This is a genomic window from Actinacidiphila bryophytorum, from assembly GCF_016916835.1.
Lineage (GTDB): Bacteria > Actinomycetota > Actinomycetes > Streptomycetales > Streptomycetaceae > Actinacidiphila > Actinacidiphila bryophytorum.
This window is the reverse complement of sequence record NZ_JAFFIX010000011.1, coordinates 182418-201243: the sequence shown is the minus strand read 5'-3', so window position 1 is coordinate 201243 and position 18826 is coordinate 182418. Positions and strand designations below refer to the sequence as shown.

Annotated in this window: 19 protein-coding genes; 18 read left to right on the top strand and 1 reads right to left on the bottom strand. The window is 70.0% G+C overall.

Annotated features, from left to right (window positions below; genetic code table 11):
• Positions 1-51: 51 nt before the first annotated feature.
• The 6 genes from JT723_RS18575 to JT723_RS18550 all read left to right on the top strand — a co-directional run bounded on the left by JT723_RS18575 (position 52) and on the right by JT723_RS18550 (position 4223).
• The gene (locus JT723_RS18575; protein ID WP_205045786.1) at positions 52-498 is read left to right on the top strand and encodes a nuclear transport factor 2 family protein; all 447 of its coding nucleotides are present in this window, start codon (positions 52-54) and stop codon (positions 496-498) included.
• Between the two features lie 102 nt (positions 499-600).
• Positions 601-1233, top strand: a complete 633-nt coding sequence (locus tag JT723_RS18570) for a nuclear transport factor 2 family protein (RefSeq protein ID WP_205045785.1) — start codon at positions 601-603, stop codon at positions 1231-1233.
• Between the two features lie 84 nt (positions 1234-1317).
• Positions 1318-1740, top strand: coding sequence for a nuclear transport factor 2 family protein (locus tag JT723_RS18565; protein WP_205045784.1), 423 nt, complete (start codon positions 1318-1320; stop codon positions 1738-1740).
• 95 nt (positions 1741-1835) lie between these two features.
• Positions 1836-2210, top strand: a complete 375-nt coding sequence (locus JT723_RS18560; protein WP_205045783.1) for a nuclear transport factor 2 family protein — start codon at positions 1836-1838, stop codon at positions 2208-2210.
• Between the two features lie 16 nt (positions 2211-2226).
• On the top strand, positions 2227-3804 hold the full coding sequence (locus JT723_RS18555) for a GMC family oxidoreductase (protein WP_251513814.1): 1578 nt from the start codon (positions 2227-2229) through the stop codon (positions 3802-3804).
• Complete coding sequence (locus JT723_RS18550) at positions 3801-4223, top strand: VOC family protein (RefSeq protein ID WP_205045782.1); 423 nt, start codon at positions 3801-3803, stop codon at positions 4221-4223. Before JT723_RS18555 ends, JT723_RS18550 begins: the two co-directional genes overlap by 4 nt.
• An 80-nt stretch (positions 4224-4303) precedes the next feature.
• Here the strand turns inward: JT723_RS18550 and JT723_RS18545 are convergent, their stop codons facing one another.
• Positions 4304-5332: an aldo/keto reductase gene (locus JT723_RS18545; RefSeq protein ID WP_205045781.1), complete on the bottom strand. Its 1029-nt coding sequence runs from the start codon at positions 5330-5332 to the stop codon at positions 4304-4306.
• Between the two features lie 222 nt (positions 5333-5554).
• Between JT723_RS18545 and JT723_RS18540 the strand changes: the two genes are divergently transcribed.
• The 12 genes from JT723_RS18540 (at position 5555) to JT723_RS18485 (ending at position 18775) form a co-directional block, all read left to right on the top strand.
• Positions 5555-6013: a nuclear transport factor 2 family protein gene (locus JT723_RS18540; RefSeq protein WP_205045780.1), complete on the top strand. Its 459-nt coding sequence runs from the start codon at positions 5555-5557 to the stop codon at positions 6011-6013.
• A 166-nt stretch (positions 6014-6179) separates the two neighbouring features.
• Positions 6180-7421 carry an IS701 family transposase gene (locus JT723_RS18535; RefSeq protein ID WP_240165800.1) on the top strand — a complete coding sequence of 414 codons (1242 nt, stop codon included), beginning with the start codon at positions 6180-6182 and terminating at the stop codon, positions 7419-7421.
• Between the two features lie 195 nt (positions 7422-7616).
• Positions 7617-8306 (top strand): NADPH-dependent F420 reductase, encoded by a 690-nt coding sequence (locus JT723_RS18530; RefSeq protein ID WP_205045779.1) that lies wholly within the window; start codon positions 7617-7619, stop codon positions 8304-8306.
• Between the two features lie 92 nt (positions 8307-8398).
• Entirely contained in the window at positions 8399-9886 is a 1488-nt protein-coding gene (locus JT723_RS18525) for an MFS transporter (protein WP_205045778.1), read from the top strand.
• A gap of 60 nt (positions 9887-9946) precedes the next feature.
• A complete protein-coding gene (locus JT723_RS18520) occupies positions 9947-10504 on the top strand; it encodes a carboxymuconolactone decarboxylase family protein (RefSeq protein WP_205045777.1) in 558 nt (185 codons plus the stop codon).
• A gap of 21 nt (positions 10505-10525) precedes the next feature.
• Positions 10526-10993 (top strand): TIGR03618 family F420-dependent PPOX class oxidoreductase, encoded by a 468-nt coding sequence (locus JT723_RS18515; RefSeq protein WP_307794004.1) that lies wholly within the window; start codon positions 10526-10528, stop codon positions 10991-10993.
• 92 nt (positions 10994-11085) lie between these two features.
• A complete protein-coding gene (npdG, locus tag JT723_RS18510; protein WP_205045775.1) occupies positions 11086-11775 on the top strand; it encodes an NADPH-dependent F420 reductase in 690 nt (229 codons plus the stop codon).
• Positions 11776-11985: 210 nt separating this feature from the next.
• Positions 11986-12822 carry a type 1 glutamine amidotransferase domain-containing protein gene (locus tag JT723_RS18505; RefSeq protein ID WP_205045774.1) on the top strand — a complete coding sequence of 279 codons (837 nt, stop codon included), beginning with the start codon at positions 11986-11988 and terminating at the stop codon, positions 12820-12822.
• Between the two features lie 87 nt (positions 12823-12909).
• Entirely contained in the window at positions 12910-14586 is a 1677-nt protein-coding gene (locus tag JT723_RS18500; protein ID WP_205045773.1) for a thiamine pyrophosphate-binding protein, read from the top strand.
• Positions 14587-14635: 49 nt separating this feature from the next.
• Positions 14636-15232: a DJ-1/PfpI family protein gene (locus tag JT723_RS18495; RefSeq protein ID WP_033176909.1), complete on the top strand. Its 597-nt coding sequence runs from the start codon at positions 14636-14638 to the stop codon at positions 15230-15232.
• Positions 15233-15392: 160 nt separating this feature from the next.
• Complete coding sequence (locus JT723_RS18490; protein ID WP_205045850.1) at positions 15393-17369, top strand: alpha-1,4-glucan--maltose-1-phosphate maltosyltransferase; 1977 nt, start codon at positions 15393-15395, stop codon at positions 17367-17369.
• A complete protein-coding gene (locus tag JT723_RS18485) occupies positions 17366-18775 on the top strand; it encodes a maltokinase N-terminal cap-like domain-containing protein (RefSeq protein ID WP_251513811.1) in 1410 nt (469 codons plus the stop codon). The genes JT723_RS18490 and JT723_RS18485 overlap by 4 nt, the downstream gene beginning before the upstream one ends.
• Positions 18776-18826: the final 51 nt, after the last annotated feature.

Sequence of the window (18826 nt, the reverse complement as noted above, 5' to 3'; positions counted from 1 at the left end):
TGTCCGTATCCGCCGCCGTCCCCCATCCCCGCAGTGCCGAGAGGAGATGCCGTGCCGCGCGACGAAGAGCAGGAAAAGCGCAATGTGGCGCTCGTGGAGAGAATGTACGAACTCTTCAACCAGGGCGATCTCGACGCCCTCAAGGAGGAGGTCTTCGCGCCCGATCTGGTATGGACGCTGCCGGGCCGCAACCCGGTCGGCGGAGTCAAGAACGGCCCCGACGAGGTCATCGCCTTCTTCGGCGGCCTGGTGGCCTCCGGGATCAAGGTCGACCTGGTGAGCATCGACGCCTGGGGCGAGAACACCGTCGTCGAGGTGCACCGAGGGCACGGCGAGTCCCGCGGGGCACGCCTGGACGCACTCAACTGCACGCACTACCGCATCCGCGACGGCCGGATCGCCGTGGTTCAGGTCTACCTGAGCGATCAGTACGCGGCGGACAACTTCTTCTGGGCCGCATACGACCTGGCGCCGATTCCGGACCGCTGGGCCAAGTGAGAAAGGCCGTGCAGACGGCCGTCACGAAGGCAGCGAAGAAGGCAGTGAAGAAGGCAACGCGCAACGCACCGCAATCCACTGGCTACTGAGGAAGGCGAAGACATGCCTGTCATCCGTACGACCATCCTTGAGGGTTTCGCCACGGCGGAGCAGCGTTCCGAGATCACCACCCGGCTGGCCGACACCCTCGTCGACATCTTCGGCGACGTCACCCGGCCGTACATCTTCTCCATCGTCGACGAGATCAAGCCCGGCGCGTGGTCCATCGCCGGCTCCGTCGCGAACGAGGAGATGATCGCGGGCGGCCGGCAGATCTCCCAGGAGTCGCTGGCCAAGAAGCTCACCGTCTCCCGGGTGGGCGCCGCCTACGACGCCCTCGCCACCGGCGACCGGGCGAAGATCGAGGAGTACTGGGACGCCGACATCACCTGGCTGGTCCCCGGTGAGACCTCGGTCTCGGGCACCAAGACCGGTCTGGACGACTTCCTGAACTTCATGAAGGAGGTCGGCGGTCTGTCCGGCAACTCCTTCAACATGGAGCGCACCGGTGTCTTCATCAGCGGCGACCAGAGTGTCGACCTGAGCCTGAACACGGCCACCCGCGCGGGTGACCCGAGCCGGACCCTGTCGATCGACGTGGCCCACGTGCTGCGCTGGCGCGAGGGCAAGATCATCGAGGGCCGCGGCGCCATCTTCGGCACCGGCACCACCGAGTACAACCAGTTCTTCGCGTGATCCCGCGGCCGGGCCCGGCCCTGGTGGCCGGGTCCGGGCCCGGCCGTGGTCCCAGGACGGCACGAACCCAGAGGGGAGACAGCAGTGTCCAACACGGATCTGGTGCTCAAGATGTACGAGTACTTCAACTCGGGCCAGCTGGACCGCATCCAGCAGGAGATCTTCCACCCCGACATCGCCTGGCGGATGCCCGGACACCACCCGCTGTCGGGTGAGATGAAGGGCGCCCCGCAGGTCATGGCCTTCTTCGGCGAGCTGTTCAAGGCCGGCATCGTCGTGGACGGCGTGCACTTCGGCGAGCTGGACGACGGCACCGTGGTCGAGAAGCACATGGGCCACGCCTCGGCGAGCGGCCAGGAGTACCTGTTCCCGACCTCCACCACGTACGGCATCAGGGACGGCCGCATCGCCGACGTCCAGGTGCACACCGCGGACCAGCACAGCGTGGACCGCTTCATGTGGTCGGTCTTCGCGCTGAAGGCGATCGACGAGCGCCTGGCGGCCTGACCGCACGCTGCTCCGGCTCCCGCGGGGGCCGGAGCGGCCTCGCGCGGGCCGCCCCAACCGGCACCACCGGCGGAGCTTACGAGACGGAGGCAGCAGTGGATATCAGAGACGTGGTGACGCGCTACTACGAACTGGCGAACCGGGGTGACTGGGACGCCTGGACCGACCTGTTCGCCGCTGACCAGGTGATGGACGAGCAACTGGCGGGCCATGTCGAGGGGCGCGAGGTGCTCCGCGAGATGATGCGGGGCTTCCCGGCCCTGTACGCCTCCTTCCAGAACGTCCCGCGGCACATCGTGATCGAGGACGACAACGCGGCCGTCGTGTCGCACATCTCGGCCGTCGCGCACTCGGGCGAGCCGGTCGAGGCGGACGTCGTCAACTACTTCCAGGTCGTCGACGGGCTCATCGTCTACATGGCCAACTACCACGACACGGTGCCCTTCCGCCCTGTCTTCGCGTCCTCATAAGGCACCGGGAGCGGCTGTGGAAGAGTTCGACTACATCATCGTGGGAGCCGGCACCGCCGGCTCGGTGCTCGCCCACCGCCTCAGCGCGGACCCGGACACCAAGGTCCTGGTCCTGGAGGCGGGCGGCAACCGCATACCGGCCAACGTGGACATCGCACCGCTGTGGTTCACCCTGCTGGGCTCCCCGGTCGACTGGGGCTACCAGAGCGTCCCGCAGCGGGGCCTGGGCGGCCGGTCGACGTACGAGCCGCGCGGCAAGATCCCCGGCGGCTCCAGCAACCTCTACATCATGATGCACGTCCGCGGCCACGCCTCGGACTTCGACGCCTGGGCCTACCAGGGCGCGGCCGGCTGGTCCTACCGGGACCTGCTGCCGTACTTCCGGCGGATGGAGGACCAGGAGGACCCCACAGGTCCCGACACCGGGACCGGCGGTCCGCAGATCGTCACCAACGCCGGTGCGCACGACCCGAACCCGCTCTCGGAGACCTTCATCCAGGCCTGCACCGAGCTGGGTTACCCCAGGACCGCGGACTTCAACGGCCCGCAGATGATCGGCGCCGGCTGGCACCACCTCAACGTCAGGGACGGCCGCCGGGTGGCCGCCCTGGCCTCCTACCTCGAACCCGCCATGAGCCGGCCGAACCTGACGGTACGCACCGGTGCGCAGGCGATGTCGCTGGAGGTCACCGACGGGCGCTGCACCGGGGTGACCTACCGCCAGCAGGACCTGCCGGACGTCGGCGAGGCGCGCGAGCTGGCGGGAGCGGCGCCGGGCGAACCCGGCGAGCACACCGTACGCGCCAGGGCCGAGGTGCTGGTGTGCGCGGGCGCCATCGAGTCGCCCAAGCTGCTGATGCTGTCCGGCATCGGCGCCCCCGACCAGCTGCGCCCGCTGGGCATCGACGTCACCGCGGCGCTGCCGGGCGTCGGGCAGAACTTCCACAACCACGTCCTGGTCGGCCTGATCGCCGAGACGGTGGAACCGGTGCAGCAGGGCCGGCAGAACCTGTCGGAGTCGGCGCTGTTCACCACCTCGCAGCCCGGGATGATCGCCCCCGACCTGCAACTGGCCTTCGTGCACGTGCCCTTCGACGTGATCGTCGGGCAGCAGCACCCCAACGCGGTGAGCATCCTGCCCGGTGTGGTGCGGCCCAACTCCCGCGGCTCGGTGGCGCTGGCCAGTGCCGATCCCTTCGCCAAGCCGCTGGTGGACCCGAACTACCTCGGTGACAGGTCCGACGTGGAGCGGCTGGTCCAGGCGGTCAGGATCAGCCGGGACGTCTTCGCCGCGCCGGCCTTCAAGGGCCTGCTCAAGGGCGAGCTGATGCCGGGCGCCGACGTGCGCACCGACCGGCAGCTGGAGCGCTTCGTCCGCGAACGCGCCGACAGCTACCACCACCAGGCGGGCTCGTGCCGGATGGGCATCGACGACCTGTCAGTGGTGGATCCGCAGCTGCGGGTGCACGGGGTGGCCGGGCTGCGGGTGGTCGACGCCAGCGTGATGCCGTCGGTGCCCTCGGGCAACTGCAACACCGCCATCGCCGCGATCGCCGAGCGCGCCGCGGACCTGATCAAGGGGGACCGCGCATGACTCTCGTCTGGTCTCACGTGGCGCTGAACTGCCACGACCAGCGGACCACCGAGCGTTTCTACGGTGAGTTCTTCGGCTTCCGCCGGGCACGTACGGTGTCGCTGGGCGAGGAGGAGATCATCTTCCTGCGCAAGGACGACGTCTACCTGGAGCTGTTCCACTCGGCTGTCGCGCCGATCGCCAAGGCCGAGGGCGACGGGCACGCGCACCAGGGGACCGCCCGCCATCTGGCCTTCCAGACCGACGACCTGGACGCCTTCCTCGACCGGATCGGCGACCAGGTGCCGGTGAGCCTGGGGCCGCTGCACTTCGACGACTTCATCCCCGGCTGGCGCAGCGTGTGGCTGACCGACCCGGACGGCGTCATCGTCGAGGTCAGCCAGGGCTACCGCGACGAGGAGACCGCCGCCTCGTCCTGAAAACCCGCGCGCCCGGTCCCGACCGGGGTGGTGGAAGGGCCTCTCCGCCACCCCGTGGGACCGGGCGCGCGACTGTTGTCTCAGCGCAGGCCGCGGCTGATGGTGCGCTGGTTGGCCGGCCCCATCACCCAGGCCGACGTGTCCTTGATGAAGTCGCCGGGGAAGCCCAGCTTGAACTCGGTCGCGTCCTCAAGGCGCTTGACCAGCTCGTCGGGGATCACCGTGTCCAGCGCCCCGAGGTTGTCCTTGAGCTGCTCCACCCGGCGCGCGCCGAGGATCGGGTGCACGGCGGAGGACTTGAGCATCGTCCAGGCCAGGGCCACCTGGGCCGGCGTCTTGCCCAGCTCGTCTGCGACCTTCTGGACCGCCGTGGCGACCGCGTGGTCGTGGGCGGACAGCGAACCGGCGGAAAGGCGGGTCGGCAGACCGGCGCCCGCGCTGCCGCTGGTGTACTTGCCCGACAGCACGCCGTTGCTCAGCGGGCTCCAGGCCGCGACCGAAAGGCCCAGCGCCTCGGCGGCCGGCAGCAGTTCGCGCTCGATGTCCCGGTTGAGCAGGCTGTAGGGGACCTGGAGCGCCGCGAACTGCGTCCAACCGCGCCACTCCGCAAGGGTGTTGGCCCGGGCGAGCACCCAGGCCGGCACGTCGGAGATGCCGACGTAGAGCACCTTGCCCGAGCGGACCAGGTCGTCGAGCGCCCGCATCGTCTCCTCGATGGGCGTCTCCTTGTCCCAGATGTGGACCCAGAAGACGTCGAGGTAGTCCGTGCGCAGCCGGCGCAGGCTGGTCTCCAGCGACAGCGTCATGTTCTTGCGGTGGTTGCCCGCCGCGTTGGGGTCGTTGCCGTCCCGCGACACCGTGTATTTGGTGGACAGGACGAACTGGTCCCTGCGGCCTTCGAGCAGTTCGCCGAGAATTGTCTCGCTTGCCCCGCCCCGGTAATTGACAGCGGTGTCGATGAAGTTGCCGCCCGCCTCGGCGAACGTGTTGAGCATCCTGCCGCTCTCTTCGGGTGAGGCGCCGACGCCGCCCTGCTCACCGAACGTCATAGCGCCCAGGAATACCTCCGACACCCTCAGACCGGTCCGGCCCAGCAGGCGATAACGCATGGAATATCCTCCTCGTGACTTTTCGTCGTACGATATGCGGATTGCCGCGAGTCGATAGGTCCGCACCGTCTCAGCGAGCGGACTACGTCAAGTCGGTGCCGGGGGAGGCGGGATGATTGACCTGCCGCAGTCCATCCAGTGCTGAGCCATGTCGTTGTCCTGCCGCGCGCGGGCACATCAGTCTGGCCACTGTACCGACGGAATCGACTGAGGAGGTTCGTCATGAGTGAAACCAGTGTGCCGCCTGTGTCTGCGGGTGAGCAGGCTGTCCGTGACCTGGTGAAGACCTGGTACGAGGCGCTCGACCGGCACGACCCGGTCGAGCAGGTGCTGCCGTACCTGGTCGAGGAGGGGCTGGAGATGGTGTTCCCCGAGGCGACACTGCGCAGCATCGAGGAGTTCAAGGGCTGGTACGAGGCTGTCACCCACCGGTTCTTCGACGAGATCCACGAGCTGGTCAGCGTCGACCTGACGCCTCTTGCGGACGGTTCCGGCGACGAGGTGAAGGTGGTCGTCAACTGGCAGGCGCACATCTGGGACCGGCCCGAGCCGCACAGCAAGTGGCTGGGCTTCGACGCCTACCAGACCTGGGTGGTCGTCAGCGATGAGCAGGGTAAGCCCCGGGTGAAGACCTACAGCGTGGACCGGCTGGCACCGATGTCGGGGTCGGCCGCCCTCTGAGGTGTCCCGGCAGGTCTGGTGGGCGGGATTCCCCTGGGGTCCCGCCCACCGGCAAATGGCAGTGGACTGAGTTAACTCTAGAATTGACAAATATTTACAGGAGTGGTTAAATGATTGCAGTCAAGGTAATCAACCGGTTATCGGCAGAGTCGGGGGTTGTCGTTCCATGACCGCGTACCTGCAATCTTCATCCGGGGGTCCTGACGGCCTCTCCGAATACTGTGCACGGCTCTTCTCGCAGTTCACGCGTTCGGATCAGCGGCGCTGGGGTGAGGTCTACATTCGCGGCCTGCTCGACGCCGACGGCCGCAAGACGCCGGCGAGGATCTCCGAACACGTGCTGGGCCACAAAGCCCCCCAGCAGCTCCAGCAGTTCGTGAGTCAGAGCCCGTGGGACTACTCCTTCGTACGCCGTCACCTCGCGGAGTGGGTGGCCTCGGCCATGCCGCCGGCGGTCTGGTCCGTGGACGAGGTGATGTTCCCCAAGAACGGCACCCACTCGGCAGGCGTGGGGCGGCAGTTCGTCTCCAGCGAGGGACGGACCGTCAACTGCCAGTTAGCCCTGGCGACCTCGCTGGTCAGCGAGGCCGGCAGCGTACCCGTCAACTGGCGCCTGCTGATGCCGCCGCACTGGGACGCCGACCCGGCGCTGCGCAGCGCGGCGCGCATCCCGGAGACCGAGCAGTATCGTCCCCGCTGGCAGCACGTGCTGGCGGCCGTCGACGAGATGGCGCGCGACTGGGCACTGGCACCGGCGCCGGTGCTCGTCAGCTGGAAGTACGAGGCCCAGGTCGGCCGGCTGCTGGGCGGTCTCGAAGCCCGCGGTCTGCCCTACCTGGTGGAGATCGGACCGGGCACCCCGGTCACCGGGCGCAGTCCCCGGCCGCGCGGCCGGGTCGCCTCCGCGGTGAGCGGACAAGAGGTACCCTGCACCGCCGCAGAACTCGCCCTCGCCGCCCGGCACCACAGCGGGCGGGCCACCCTGGCATGGCGCGAGGGCGTCGAAAGCTACGTCCGCAGCTCCCAGTTCATGGCCGCGCAGGTTCCGCATGCCGGCGACGCCATGACCTCCGAGGGGCACGTACGGCGGCTCGTCCGCCCCCGCCAGCTGCTCATGGAATGGCCCGAGGGCACCACGGAACCCAGCTCATACTGGCTGACCAACCTGGGTTCGCGCCGTATGCCCGAGTTGGTGAGCGCGGCCAAACTGCGCTGGCGCTCGCGGTACGACCTGGCGCGGCTGCGCGAGGAGTGCGGGCTGCTCGACTTCGAAGGCCGCTCGTTCCGCGGCTGGCACCACCACGTCACTCTGGCATCGGCGGCGCACGGCTTCCGGGTACTCGGACGGGTCGGCGACAGCCGCACCGCCGCCTCGGAGCGCCGGACGCTGGTGGCCTCTTCTTCATGAAGTAGGGGCGCCGACTTTACGCAGTACACGTCATGTTCGGTCTGGACGCATGCTTGCTCGGTGGTCCTGGTTCACTACTCCGAGTGCAGTTCGGCTGCACAACCACGGGGCCGTCCGACCCTCGACCGCTGTGTCCGACCGGCGTGCGACCTACGCCTATTCGGCAAGAGAGCATGAGAGAAGGATGGTGCAGAGATGCGTTTCGGAGTTCTGGGCACCGGGTGGGTCGGAAAGGCCATCGCCACCAAACTCATCGAGGTCGGGCACGAGGTGCGACTGGGCTCGCGCCACACCGACAGCCCCGTCGTCGCACAGTGGGTCAAGGAGAACGGCGACCGCGCGAGCGGCGGCACCCTGGCTGAGGCCGCCGAGTTCGCGGAGATCGTCTTCAACTGCAGCGCAGGCCTGGGCACCATGGAGGCCCTGGAGGCGGCGGGCGCCAACAACCTGGCTGACAAGATCATCATAGACCTTGCCAACCCCGTCATCGCCTCGGGCCGCATCGAGCCGCCCACCCTCGACATCGCCAACATCGACAGCCTCGGCGAGCGCATCCAGCGCCGCTACCCGGCCAGCCGGGTCGTGAAGACGCTGAACACCATCAACTTCAACGTGATGGTCAACCCCGACCTCGTCCCCGGCGACCACGTGGTCTTCGTCAGCGGCGACGACCAGGACGCCAAGGACCAGACGGCCGCGATCCTCGGCGAGTTCGGCTGGCCGGCCGACCGCATCGTGGACCTGGGTGACATCACGACCGCCCGCGGCGTCGAGATGTACATCGGGCTCTTCTCGCGGCTGTTCCTGAAGTACCGCCACGTCAACTTCAACATCACCATCGTGAAGGACCCGGACGCGGTGCCGATCCTCTCCCCCGACTCCTGACCGGCACCGCCGGACAGGTGCACGATCCCCGGCCTTCCGAGGCCGGGGAGTACCACTTCCATAACCGAAGATCCGAATACCGAGGCCCACACATGTCAGAACCCGTTTCCATGGACAGCAGGCGCTGGTACGTCCTCGCGCTGCTTGCCATGACGCAGTTCGTCGTCATCCTGGACATCACGATCGTCAATATCGCATTACCTGCGATCAAGGACCACCTCGACTTTTCCGAGAAGGGCCTTCCGTGGGTGGTCGACGCCTACATGCTCACTTTCGGCGGTTTCCTCCTCATGGGTGGAAGGGCCGCCGACCTCTTCGGCCGCAAGCGCATCTTCCTCAGCGGACTCGTCCTGTTCGGACTGTCCTCGCTGGCCTGCGGCCTGGCCAACAACGCGGGTGAGCTGATCACCGCCCGCGCCTTCCAGGGACTCGGCGGCGCGATCCTCTCGCCGGCCGCGCTCTCCCTGGTGGCCGTCACCTTCACCCGGGACGAGGAACGCAACAAGGCGATGGGCATCTGGGGCGCCGTGGCCGGCGCCGGCGGTGCCACCGGCGTCGTCCTCGGCGGTGTCCTCACCGACGGCCCGGGCTGGGAGTGGGTGTTCTGGGTCAACGTCCCCTTCACCCTCGGCGGCGCGCTGATCGGCACCCGGCTGCTCGTGGAGCACATCGACTCCTCGACCGTCCGCAAGTTCCGTGAGTTCGACCTGCTCGGCGCCATCCTGGTCACCGCGGGCCTGTCCGCACTGATCTACGGCCTGGTACAGATCGGCGAGTCCGGCTCCGGCTCGGCCAAGGCCGGGATCGCCCTGGGCGCCGCGGTGCTGCTGCTGGTCGCCTTCGTCATGACCGAACTGCGCACGCCCTCCCCGCTGGTGCCGTTCGGCATCTTCCGCAGCCGCTCGCTGACGGCCGCGAACGTGGTGATGCTGGCCTTCGCCGCCGGCGTCGTCGCGATGAACTTCTTCGTCACCCTCTACCTGCAGCAGGTGCTCGGCTACAGCGCGCTCGAAGCCGGCCTGAGCTTCCTGCCGATGGCCCTGGGCCAGATCGTGTTCTCCACGCTGGCCTCCAAGATGCTCGGCAAGATCGGACTGCCCCGGGTCATGCTGATCGGCCTGGCCGCCTCCGCGGTGGCCCTCGGCTGGTTCGCGCTGATGCGTCCCGACGGCTCCTTCCTGGTCGACGTCCTCGGCCCGGCCGTCCTGCTCTCCGTCGGCGGCGGCTTCAGCTTCGTGGCCGTCGTCGTCTCCGCCATCTCCGGGGTCCAGCCGATGGAGCAGGGCCTGGCCGGCGGTCTGATCAACATGTCCCAGCAGGTCGGCGGCGCCCTCGGCCTCGCCGTCCTGTCCTCGCTCGCCGCCTGGCGGACCGACCACCTGGCGGGCAACGGCCCGATCAGCTCCACCGACCTCAACAACGGCTTCCGGCTCGGCCTGATCGTGGCCGCCGTGCTGATCGCCGTGGTCGCGGCGGTGGGCCCGTACGCCGTACGCCCCAAGGCTGACGCCGCGGGCGGCGGCGGTGAGGCGGCACCGACCGAAGACAGCGAGTCGGCCGGCGAGACCGTCACCTCCTGAGCGCCGACCGGCTTCAGGACGGCTGAATCCCAAGGAACGCCCGAATCCCAAGGAGTAGCCATGCGCCTGGAAGAGCTCAACCCTCCCTACGAAGGCATCGACGCCGAGCGGATCGCCCAGTGGGTCCCGCCGGACGCCGAGGTCGAGCCGCTGCACACCGTGCGGATGTACCTGAAGAACCACCCGCTGCTGGCCGAGAGGATGCGGCCGCTGGCCTGGTTCCTGCTCGACCCGTCGATCAGTTCCCTCGACGTGCGGGCTCGTGAGCTGGCCGTCGCCCGCACCTGCGGGCGCACCAACTGCGAGTCCCAGTGGGGTGTGCACCAGGCCGTCTACGGCGAGGTCGCCGAGATCACCGCTGAGCAGCGGCTCTCGACGGTCAAGGGCTCGCCCGAGGACGACGTGTGGAGCGAGCGCGACCGGGTGATCCTGCGTGCGGTGGACGAGATCATCGACACCCACGGGCTCTCCGACGAGGCGTGGGCCGCGGTGCGCGCCCACCTGGACGAGGCGCAGACCCTGGAACTGCTCGTCCTGACCGGTTGGTACCTGCTCAACTGCATCACCACCAACGTCATCCAGACGCCGCTGGAACCCTTCGCCCTGCGCTTCCCGTAACCGCATGTCCGCGCAGCACCGATGAGACCGAGAACCCACGCACGAGAACGGAGGCGCCCCACAATGAGTGACAAGTTGTCCGACCCGGTTCGCGCTGCTCTCACCGCAGGGAACCTTGCGCACATGGTGACGATCAACCCGGACGGCAGCCCGCAGGTGGCCTGCGTCTGGGTGGCGCTGGACGAAGAGGACCGGGTGGTCTCCGCCCACCTGGTGGAACAGCAGAAGATCCGCAACCTGCGGCGCGACCCGCGGGTCGCGCTGTCCATGGCTCCGGGCGAGAAGAGCCCCGACGGGCTCGCGTACCACTTCGTGGTGCACGGGCACGCCGAGGTCATCGAGGGCGGAGCCCCCGCGGAGCTCAGCCGTATCGCGGTGCCCTACCTGGGTGCGGGAGTCCAGTGGCCGCCGGCGCAGTTCGCCGACGCCTCGGGCTTCGTCATCCGCATCACGGTGGACCGCGTCGCCGGCTTCGGCCCCTGGGAGTAGCCCTTGCGGACCGGCGGCGGTGCATCCGGGGAACCGGACGTACCGCCGCCGGCCCATTTCCGCACCACAGGACTATCCGAGGGAGACCCGGCATGCGGAACATCGGCATCATCGGTGGGACCGGCCCCCAGGGAAAGGGCCTGGCCCACCGGTTCGCCCGCGCGGGCCACCCGGTGGCCATCGGCTCCCGGTCCGCCGAGCGCTCCGCGCAGACCGCCCAGGAGCTGAACACCCGGCTCGGCGGCGGCACTTCGGTCCGCGGTACGACCAACGCCGGCGCCGCGGGCTCCTGCGACATCGCGGTGCTCGCGGTGCCCTTCCAGGGGTTCGCCGAGGTCCTCAGGAACCTGGAGGCCGACCTCGCGGACAAGATCGTCATCTGCTGTGTGAACCCGCTCGGCTTCGACCGGCAGGGCGCACACGGCCTGTACGTGCCCGAGGGCAGCGCCGCCGAGCAGGCGGCCGCCGCGCTGGGCGGCTCCGCGGTCGCCGCGGCCTTCCACAACGTCTCCGCGGTCCGGCTGCGCGACGAGCCGGGGCCACTGGACGACACCGACATCCTGGTGGCGGGCGACGACCCGGACGCCAAGAGCGCCGCCATGGAGCTGTCCGCGGCGGTGACCGGGCGCACCGGGATCGACGCCGGCGCGCTGCGCAACGCGCGGGTCCTGGAGCAGTTGACCGCCGTGCTGATCTCGGTCAACAAGAACTACCGGGTGAGCGCCGGTATCGCGCTCAGCGGCCTGGCCGCGGACGTAAGGGACCGCGCCGGCGCGGCCTGACCGGTGGGCGGGGACACGAGCGGCCGGGGGCGCAGCCTCCGGCCGCCGGCATGTGCGCAGGCCACCGGCCGACCTGACACAAAATGCGGCCGGACCTGACGTTTCCGGGCCATGCGGCCGATTTTCTTTCCTCAGCACTTCGGTCCGCTGATAGACATGCAGAGGAAATTGACTACCCGAATGACTGCCTGTCATGAAGGAGCTTCACGGATGGCGAAAAAGCGCATTCTCATCGTTCTGTCCGAGTACGGATTCTGGGGTGAGGAGCTGATCGGCCCGCTGGAGACATTCGACGAGGCCGGGTACGACATCACCTTCGCGACGCCGACCGGCAAGCGGCCGGTGGCACTGCCGCCGAGCATGGACCCCGAGTACATCGACCCGCCGCTCGGCCGCTCCGTCACCAGCACCGAGATGGCCGGCAAGGTCCGCGCCATCGACCGCTCCGAGCGGCTGGACAACCCGCTGGACCTGTCCGCCTGGCTCCCCGACCGCCCCTACCGCTCCCGCAACGACTTCCTGCGGGCCTGGGAGGGCTACGAGAACCACCGGGCGGAGGTGCAGGCGCAGATAGCCGACCGCTTCGACGCACTGCTCATCGTCGGCGGCAGCGGCCCCATCGTGGACCTGGCCAACAACTGGCGGGTGCACGACCTGATCCTGGCCTTCCACAACCTCGACCTGCCGATCGCGGCCGAGTGCTACGGCGTCGCGTGCCTGGCCTTCGCCCGCGAGCAGGACAACCGGGCCAGCATCATCAGGAACAAGCACGTCACCGGGCACTGCATCGAGTACGACTACAAGGACGGCACCGGCTTCATGGGCACCGACTTCGTGATCGGCCCGCCGCCGTACCCGCTGGAGTACATCCTGCGCGACGCCACCGCACCCGAGGGCGCCTACCACGGCAACTTCGGCAAGGAGACGTCGGTGATCGTCGACTACCCGTTCATCACCGGCCGTTCCACCCCCGACTCCTACCTCACAGGGCAGAAGGTCGTCGAGGTCCTGGAGCACGGGCTGCGCACCTGGGGCTTCACCGCCTGACATCCCCACCGGGGTTCACGCCCGGCGGCTGCGGCCACCCCGGGCCGCAGCCGCCCGCAACCGGCACACCGAGAAAGGCAGGAGTCCATGGCAGCCAGCCGACCCGCACGTGTGGCCTTGCTCGAACAACTGCAGGCCGACGGTGTCACCCACATGTTCGGCAACCCAGGCACGGTGGAACAGGGTTTCCTCGACGAACTGCGCAGCTTTCCCGAACTCCAGTACGTACTGGCGCTGCAGGAGGCCGCCGTCGTCGGCATGGCCGACGGCTACGCCCGCACCACCCGCAAGCCGGCTGTCATGCAGCTCCACTCCGGGGTGGGCCTGGGCAACGGCATCGGCATGCTCTACCAGGCCATGCGCGGCCACGCACCGCTGGTCGTGCTGGTCGGCGAGTCCGGCCTCGCCTACGACAGCATGGACGCCCAGATGGCTGCCGACCTGGTCGCGATGGCCGAGCCGGTGACCAAGTGGGCGACCCGGGTGGTCGACCCGCAGTCGGTGCTGCGGGTGCTGCGCCGGGCCATGAAGGTGGCCGCCACCCCGCCGTACGGGCCGGTGCTCGTGGTGCTGCCCGCCGACGTGATGGACGAGAACACCGAGGAGCCGGCCGTACCGACCTCGTACCTGGACACCGGCAGTGTGCCGGGCACCGGCTCCGTCGCCCGGGCCGCCCGGCTGCTGGCCGGGGCGCGGCACCCGATGGTGATCGCCGGCGACGGCGTCCACTTCTCCGGGGCGCAAGGGGAGCTGGCCCGCCTGGCCGAGCGCTGGGGCGCCGAGGTGTGGGGCGCGGACTGGGCCGAGGTCAACCTGCCCGCCGACCACCCCGCCTACCACGGGCAGCTGGGCCACATGTTCGGCGCCGTCAGCCGGCTGACGACGGCGCAGGCCGACGCGGTCCTGGTGGTCGGCACCTATGTGCTGCCCGAGGTCTACCCCGCGCTGGAAGGGGTGTTCGCGCCCGGCGCGAAGGTCGTGCACGTCGACCTGGACACCGGTGCGATCGCCAAGAACTTCCCCGTGGACCTGGGCCTGGTCGCCGACCCCAAGCAGACCCTGGGCCTGCTGACCGCCGCGCTGGAACGCGAGATGACCCCGCAGGACCGGGCCAGGGCCGCGGAGCGCATCCAGCTGTGGGGCCGGGAGAAGGCCGCCGCCCACGCCGAGGCCGTCGCCAAGGACGTCCGGGACGCCGAGACGCAGCCGCTGAGCATGGCGCTCTTCGCCCGGGAACTGGCCCGGCTGCTCCCCGAGGAGTCCGTCGTCTTCGACGAGGCGCTGACCTCCTCGCCCGCGCTGGGCCGCTACCTGCCGCCCAACGTGCCGGGCAACTGGATGTCGACCCGCGGCGGTTCGCTGGGCGTCGGCATACCCGGTGCGATCGGCGCCAAGCTGGCCCGCCCGGACGCCACCGTCTTCGGCTTCACCGGCGACGGCGGCAGCATGTACACCCCGCAGGCGCTGTGGACGGCCGCCCGCTACGACATCGCGGCGAAGTTCGTCATCTGCAACAACGGCCGCTACCACCTGCTGGACCAGAACATCGCCGAGTACTGGCGCAGCCAGGGCATCACCGCGCACGACTTCCCCGACCTGTTCGACCTGTCCCGCCCCGCCATCGACTTCGTGCGGCTGGCCGGCTCGCTGGGCGTACGGGCGGTGCGGGTGGAGAAGGCGCAGGAGGTCGTGCCGGCGATCGTGGACGCGCTCGCGCACGCCGGCCCGTTCCTGATCGACATGGTGATCGACCGCGACATCTGACGGCCGCGTCTCGTCGGTCTCATCGACCCTGCGTGAAGGAGTGGGCAGCGTGCGACTGAAAGGTCAGAAGATCGCGGTCCTGATGGAGAGCGACTTCTACGAACCGGAGATCTTCTACTACCAGCGCCGGTTCGCCGAGGAGGGCGCGGAGGTCCACTTCCTCACGCGCCTGTGGGGCAACGAGCGCATCGTCTTCCGCGGACACGAGTACCGGGTGCCGTTCGAGGTCAGCGAGTCCTTCGAGGAACTCGACGAGTTCGGGCTCAAGCAGTTCTCCGCGGTCATCGTGCCCTCGGGAATGGTGGCCGACCGGCTGCGCTACACCGAGGAGGTCGACGAACTCCCGCCCGCCGTGGCCTTCCTGCGCAGGGCCTTCGCCGACCCGGCGATCGTCAAGGGCATCATCTGCCACGGCATGTGGCTGGCCGCCCCGATACCGCAGGTCATCAGCGGGCGGCGGGCCGTCGTCCACAACAACCTGCTGGGCGACCTGAAGAACATGGGCGGGGTCTACCAGGACAGCGACGTCGTCGTCGACGAGGACCTGGTCACCGCACGCACCGGCAACCACTGCCACGTCTTCGCCCGGAAGATCATCGACCTGCTCGCCGAGCGAGCCGAGCGCCACCAGGCCTGGGCGGCCTGAACCGCGCCCTATCCGCCGCCCCGGTCACCGTACGACCACCGCACGACGCAAGGGACCGGACAGCAGGACAGCAGAAGAGGGGACCCCAGTCATGGCCACCGCGATCGACCGTACCGCGCTCACCACGTCGGGCCCGCCCGCGACCGCCGCGGACGCCACCCTGATCGGCCGCATTCCCGTCCTGGACGTCGCCCCCGTGGTCGACGGCGGACGGCGCCCGGCGAAGGCCGTGGTGGGCGAGGCGTTCGAGGTCAGTGCCACGGTCTTCCGCGAGGGCCACGACAAGGTCGGCGCCAACGTGGTGCTGCGCGGCCCGACCGGACGGCACGGCCCGTGGACGCCGATGCACGAGCTGGCGCCCGGCTCCGACCGCTGGGGCGCGCAGGTGGCGGCGCCCACCCCGGGCCGCTGGACGTACACCGTCGAGGCCTGGAGCGACCCGGTGGGCAGCTGGCGGCACCGCGCCCGGATCAAGATAGCTGCAGGCATCGACACGGAACTGCTGCTGGAGGAGGGGGCGCTGCTGCTGGAGCGCGCCGCCGCCGGGGTGCCCAAGACCAAGGGCAGGGCGGCCGTGCTCGACGCCGTCACCGCCCTGCGGCAGACCGGGCTCGACCCGGCGGAGCGGCTCGTCGCCGCGCTCGCGGAGCCGGTGGTGCGCATCCTGGACCGCTACCCGCTGCGGGAGTTCGTCTCGGCGTCCGCGCCTGCCGCGCTCCAGGTGGACAGGGAGAGGGCGCTCTACGGCTCGTGGTACGAGTTCTTCCCCCGCTCCGAGGGCGCGAGCGTCGACCCGGTCGGCCACCGGCCGCCGGTCAGCGGCACCTTCACCACCGCTGCCCGGCGGCTGCCCGCGGTGGCCGCGATGGGCTTCGACGTGGTCTACCTGCCGCCCATCCACCCCATCGGCCGCACCTTCCGCAAGGGTCCCGACAACAGCACCGAGGCCGGCCCCTTCGACGTCGGCTCGCCCTGGGCGATCGGCTCGCCCGACGGCGGCCACGACGCGGTCAACCCGGAGCTGGGGACCCTCGACGACTTCGACGCCTTCGTCGGCCGCGCCCGTGAGCTGGGCATGGAGGTCGCGATGGACTTCGCCCTGCAGTGCTCGCCCGACCACCCGTGGGTGGCGCAGCACCCGGAGTGGTTCACCACCCGGGTCGACGGGAGCATCGCCTACGCGGAGAACCCGCCGAAGAAGTACCAGGACATCTACCCGGTCAACTTCGACCTCGACTTCGACGGCCTGGTCGCCGAGACGCTGCGGCTGCTGCGCTTCTGGATGCGGCACGGGGTGCGGATCTTCCGGGTCGACAACCCGCACACCAAGCCGGTCGTCTTCTGGGAGCGGGTGCTCGGCGAGATCGCCCGCACCGACCCCGACGTGCTCTTCCTGGCCGAGGCCTTCACCCGCCCCGCGATGATGCGGACACTGGCGAAGATCGGCTTCCACCAGTCGTACACCTACTTCACCTGGCGCACCGGCAAGCAGGAGATCACCGACTACCTGACCGAGCTGTCGCAGGAGACGGCCGCCTACATGCGGCCCAACTTCTTCCCCAGCACCCCCGACATCCTGCACGCCTACCTCCAGCACGGCGGCCGGGCGGCCTTCGCGATCCGGGCGGTCCTGGCCGCGACGCTCAGCCCCAGCATGGGCATCTACGCGGGGTACGAGCTGTACGAGGGCGCCGCGGTCCGCGAGGGCTCGGAGGAGTACGCGCGCTCGGAGAAGTACGAACTCAGGCCGCGCGACTGGAGCACCAGCGACACCCTGGCGCCGCTGCTGACCACCCTGAACCGGCTGCGCCGCAAGCACCGGCCGCTGCAGCTGCTGCGCAACCTGCGCTTCCACGACACCGACAGCGACCAGGTCCTCGCCTACTCCAAGACCGCGGACACCGCGGACGGCGGCCGGGAGACGGTGCTCGTGGTCGTCAACCTCGACCCCCACACCACCCAGGAGACCACCGTGCACGTCGACTTCGGCGACGACCCGGACGTGGGGGAGCACTTCGACGTGCGCGACGAGCTGACCGGCTCGGTCTACCACTGGGGGCGGCACAACTACGTGCGGCTCGACCCGGACCGCCAGCCGGCCCACCTGTTCACGGTGCACCCCGGGAGCGGGCAGTGACCACGGCATCCGACCGCACCGCGTGCGCCCAGGACCCGCAGTCGGCGGGCGCCGCGCTGCGCACCCACCGGCTGCTCGGCCCGCTCGCTCCCGCGCTGACGCCGTGGCTGCTGAGCCGGCGGTGGTTCCCGCACGACGACGGCTGCGGGCACGACCTGCGACCCGTCGCGTGCAGCGTGCTGCACGAGGAGGACGGCCTGGCGCTGGTCCACGCGATCGTCGAGGACCGGCAGGCGGCGGGGCGGTCCCGGCGCTGGCAGCTGCTCGTCGGCGTCAGCCGGGTCCCGCCGCAGGCGGCGGACGCGCAGGTCTTCGGCCGGGCGGAGCAGGGAGCCTGGCACGGCTGGTCGCTGTACGACGCCACCGCCGACCCGCGGCTGATGACCGCCCTGGTGCGGCGCACCCTGCAACCCCGGGGCGGCGAACCGCGGTTGACCATGGCGGAGGACTTCGGCGACGACGCGCTGGACGGTCTCGCGCCGCGGGCGCTGCTGGCCGACCAGAGCAACACCAACGTGGTCTTCGGTGACCGCTTCATGTTCAAGCTGATCCGCAGCCCGCAGGAGGGCGTCCAGCCGGAGACCGAGATCCTCTCCGCGCTGACCCGGCTGCCCGGCCCCAACACCCCGCGGCTCGCGGGCTGGCTGCACACCGCCGACGGCGGCGCCAGGCCCACCGTGCTCGGCGTCCTCACCGAGTTCCTGCCCAACGACGGCGACGCCTGGCGGCTCGCCCTCACCCAGGCCGACCGCTTCACCCTGCACGCCAGGTCGCTGGGCGTCGCGGTCGCGACCCTGCACACCCGGCTCGCCGAGGCGCTCGGCAGCAGCCCGGCGACCGCGGGGCAGATCCGCGACCAGACCGCGGCCATGGGGGAGCGGCTGCGGGCCGCACTCGCCGAAGTGCCGGAACTGGCGCCGTACGAGAGCCGGCTGACCGCACTGCACAAGGACTACGGCCGGTGCGCGGGCGCCGCCGCGGGCGACGTCCAGCGGATCCACGGCGACCTGCACCTCGGTCAGATCCTGCACACCCCGGACGGCTGGCGCTTCATCGACTTCGAGGGCGAGCCGGCCCGCCCGCTGGCCGAACGAGCCCGCCCCGAGCACCCGTTGCGCGACGTCGCGGGGATGTTCCGCTCCTTCGACTACGCGGCGGCGCAGGTCCTGGCGTCCGGGCCGCCCGCGGACGCCGCCCGTGCACGCACCTGGTGCGCGGTCAACCAGCGGGAGTTCGCCCGCGGTTACACCGCGGCCGGCGGTATCGACCCCGGTCTGCACCCGGTGGCGATGCGCGCCTTCGAGGCGGACAAGGCGGTCTACGAGGCGCTGTACGAGGCGCGTCACCGGCCGGAGTGGCTGCCCATCCCGCTGGCCGCCATCGAGCGCGCCCTGTCGGGGTCCTGAGCCGGTCCCGAGCCACCCGCCGCGCGCCCACCCGGGTTCCACCGTCCCGTG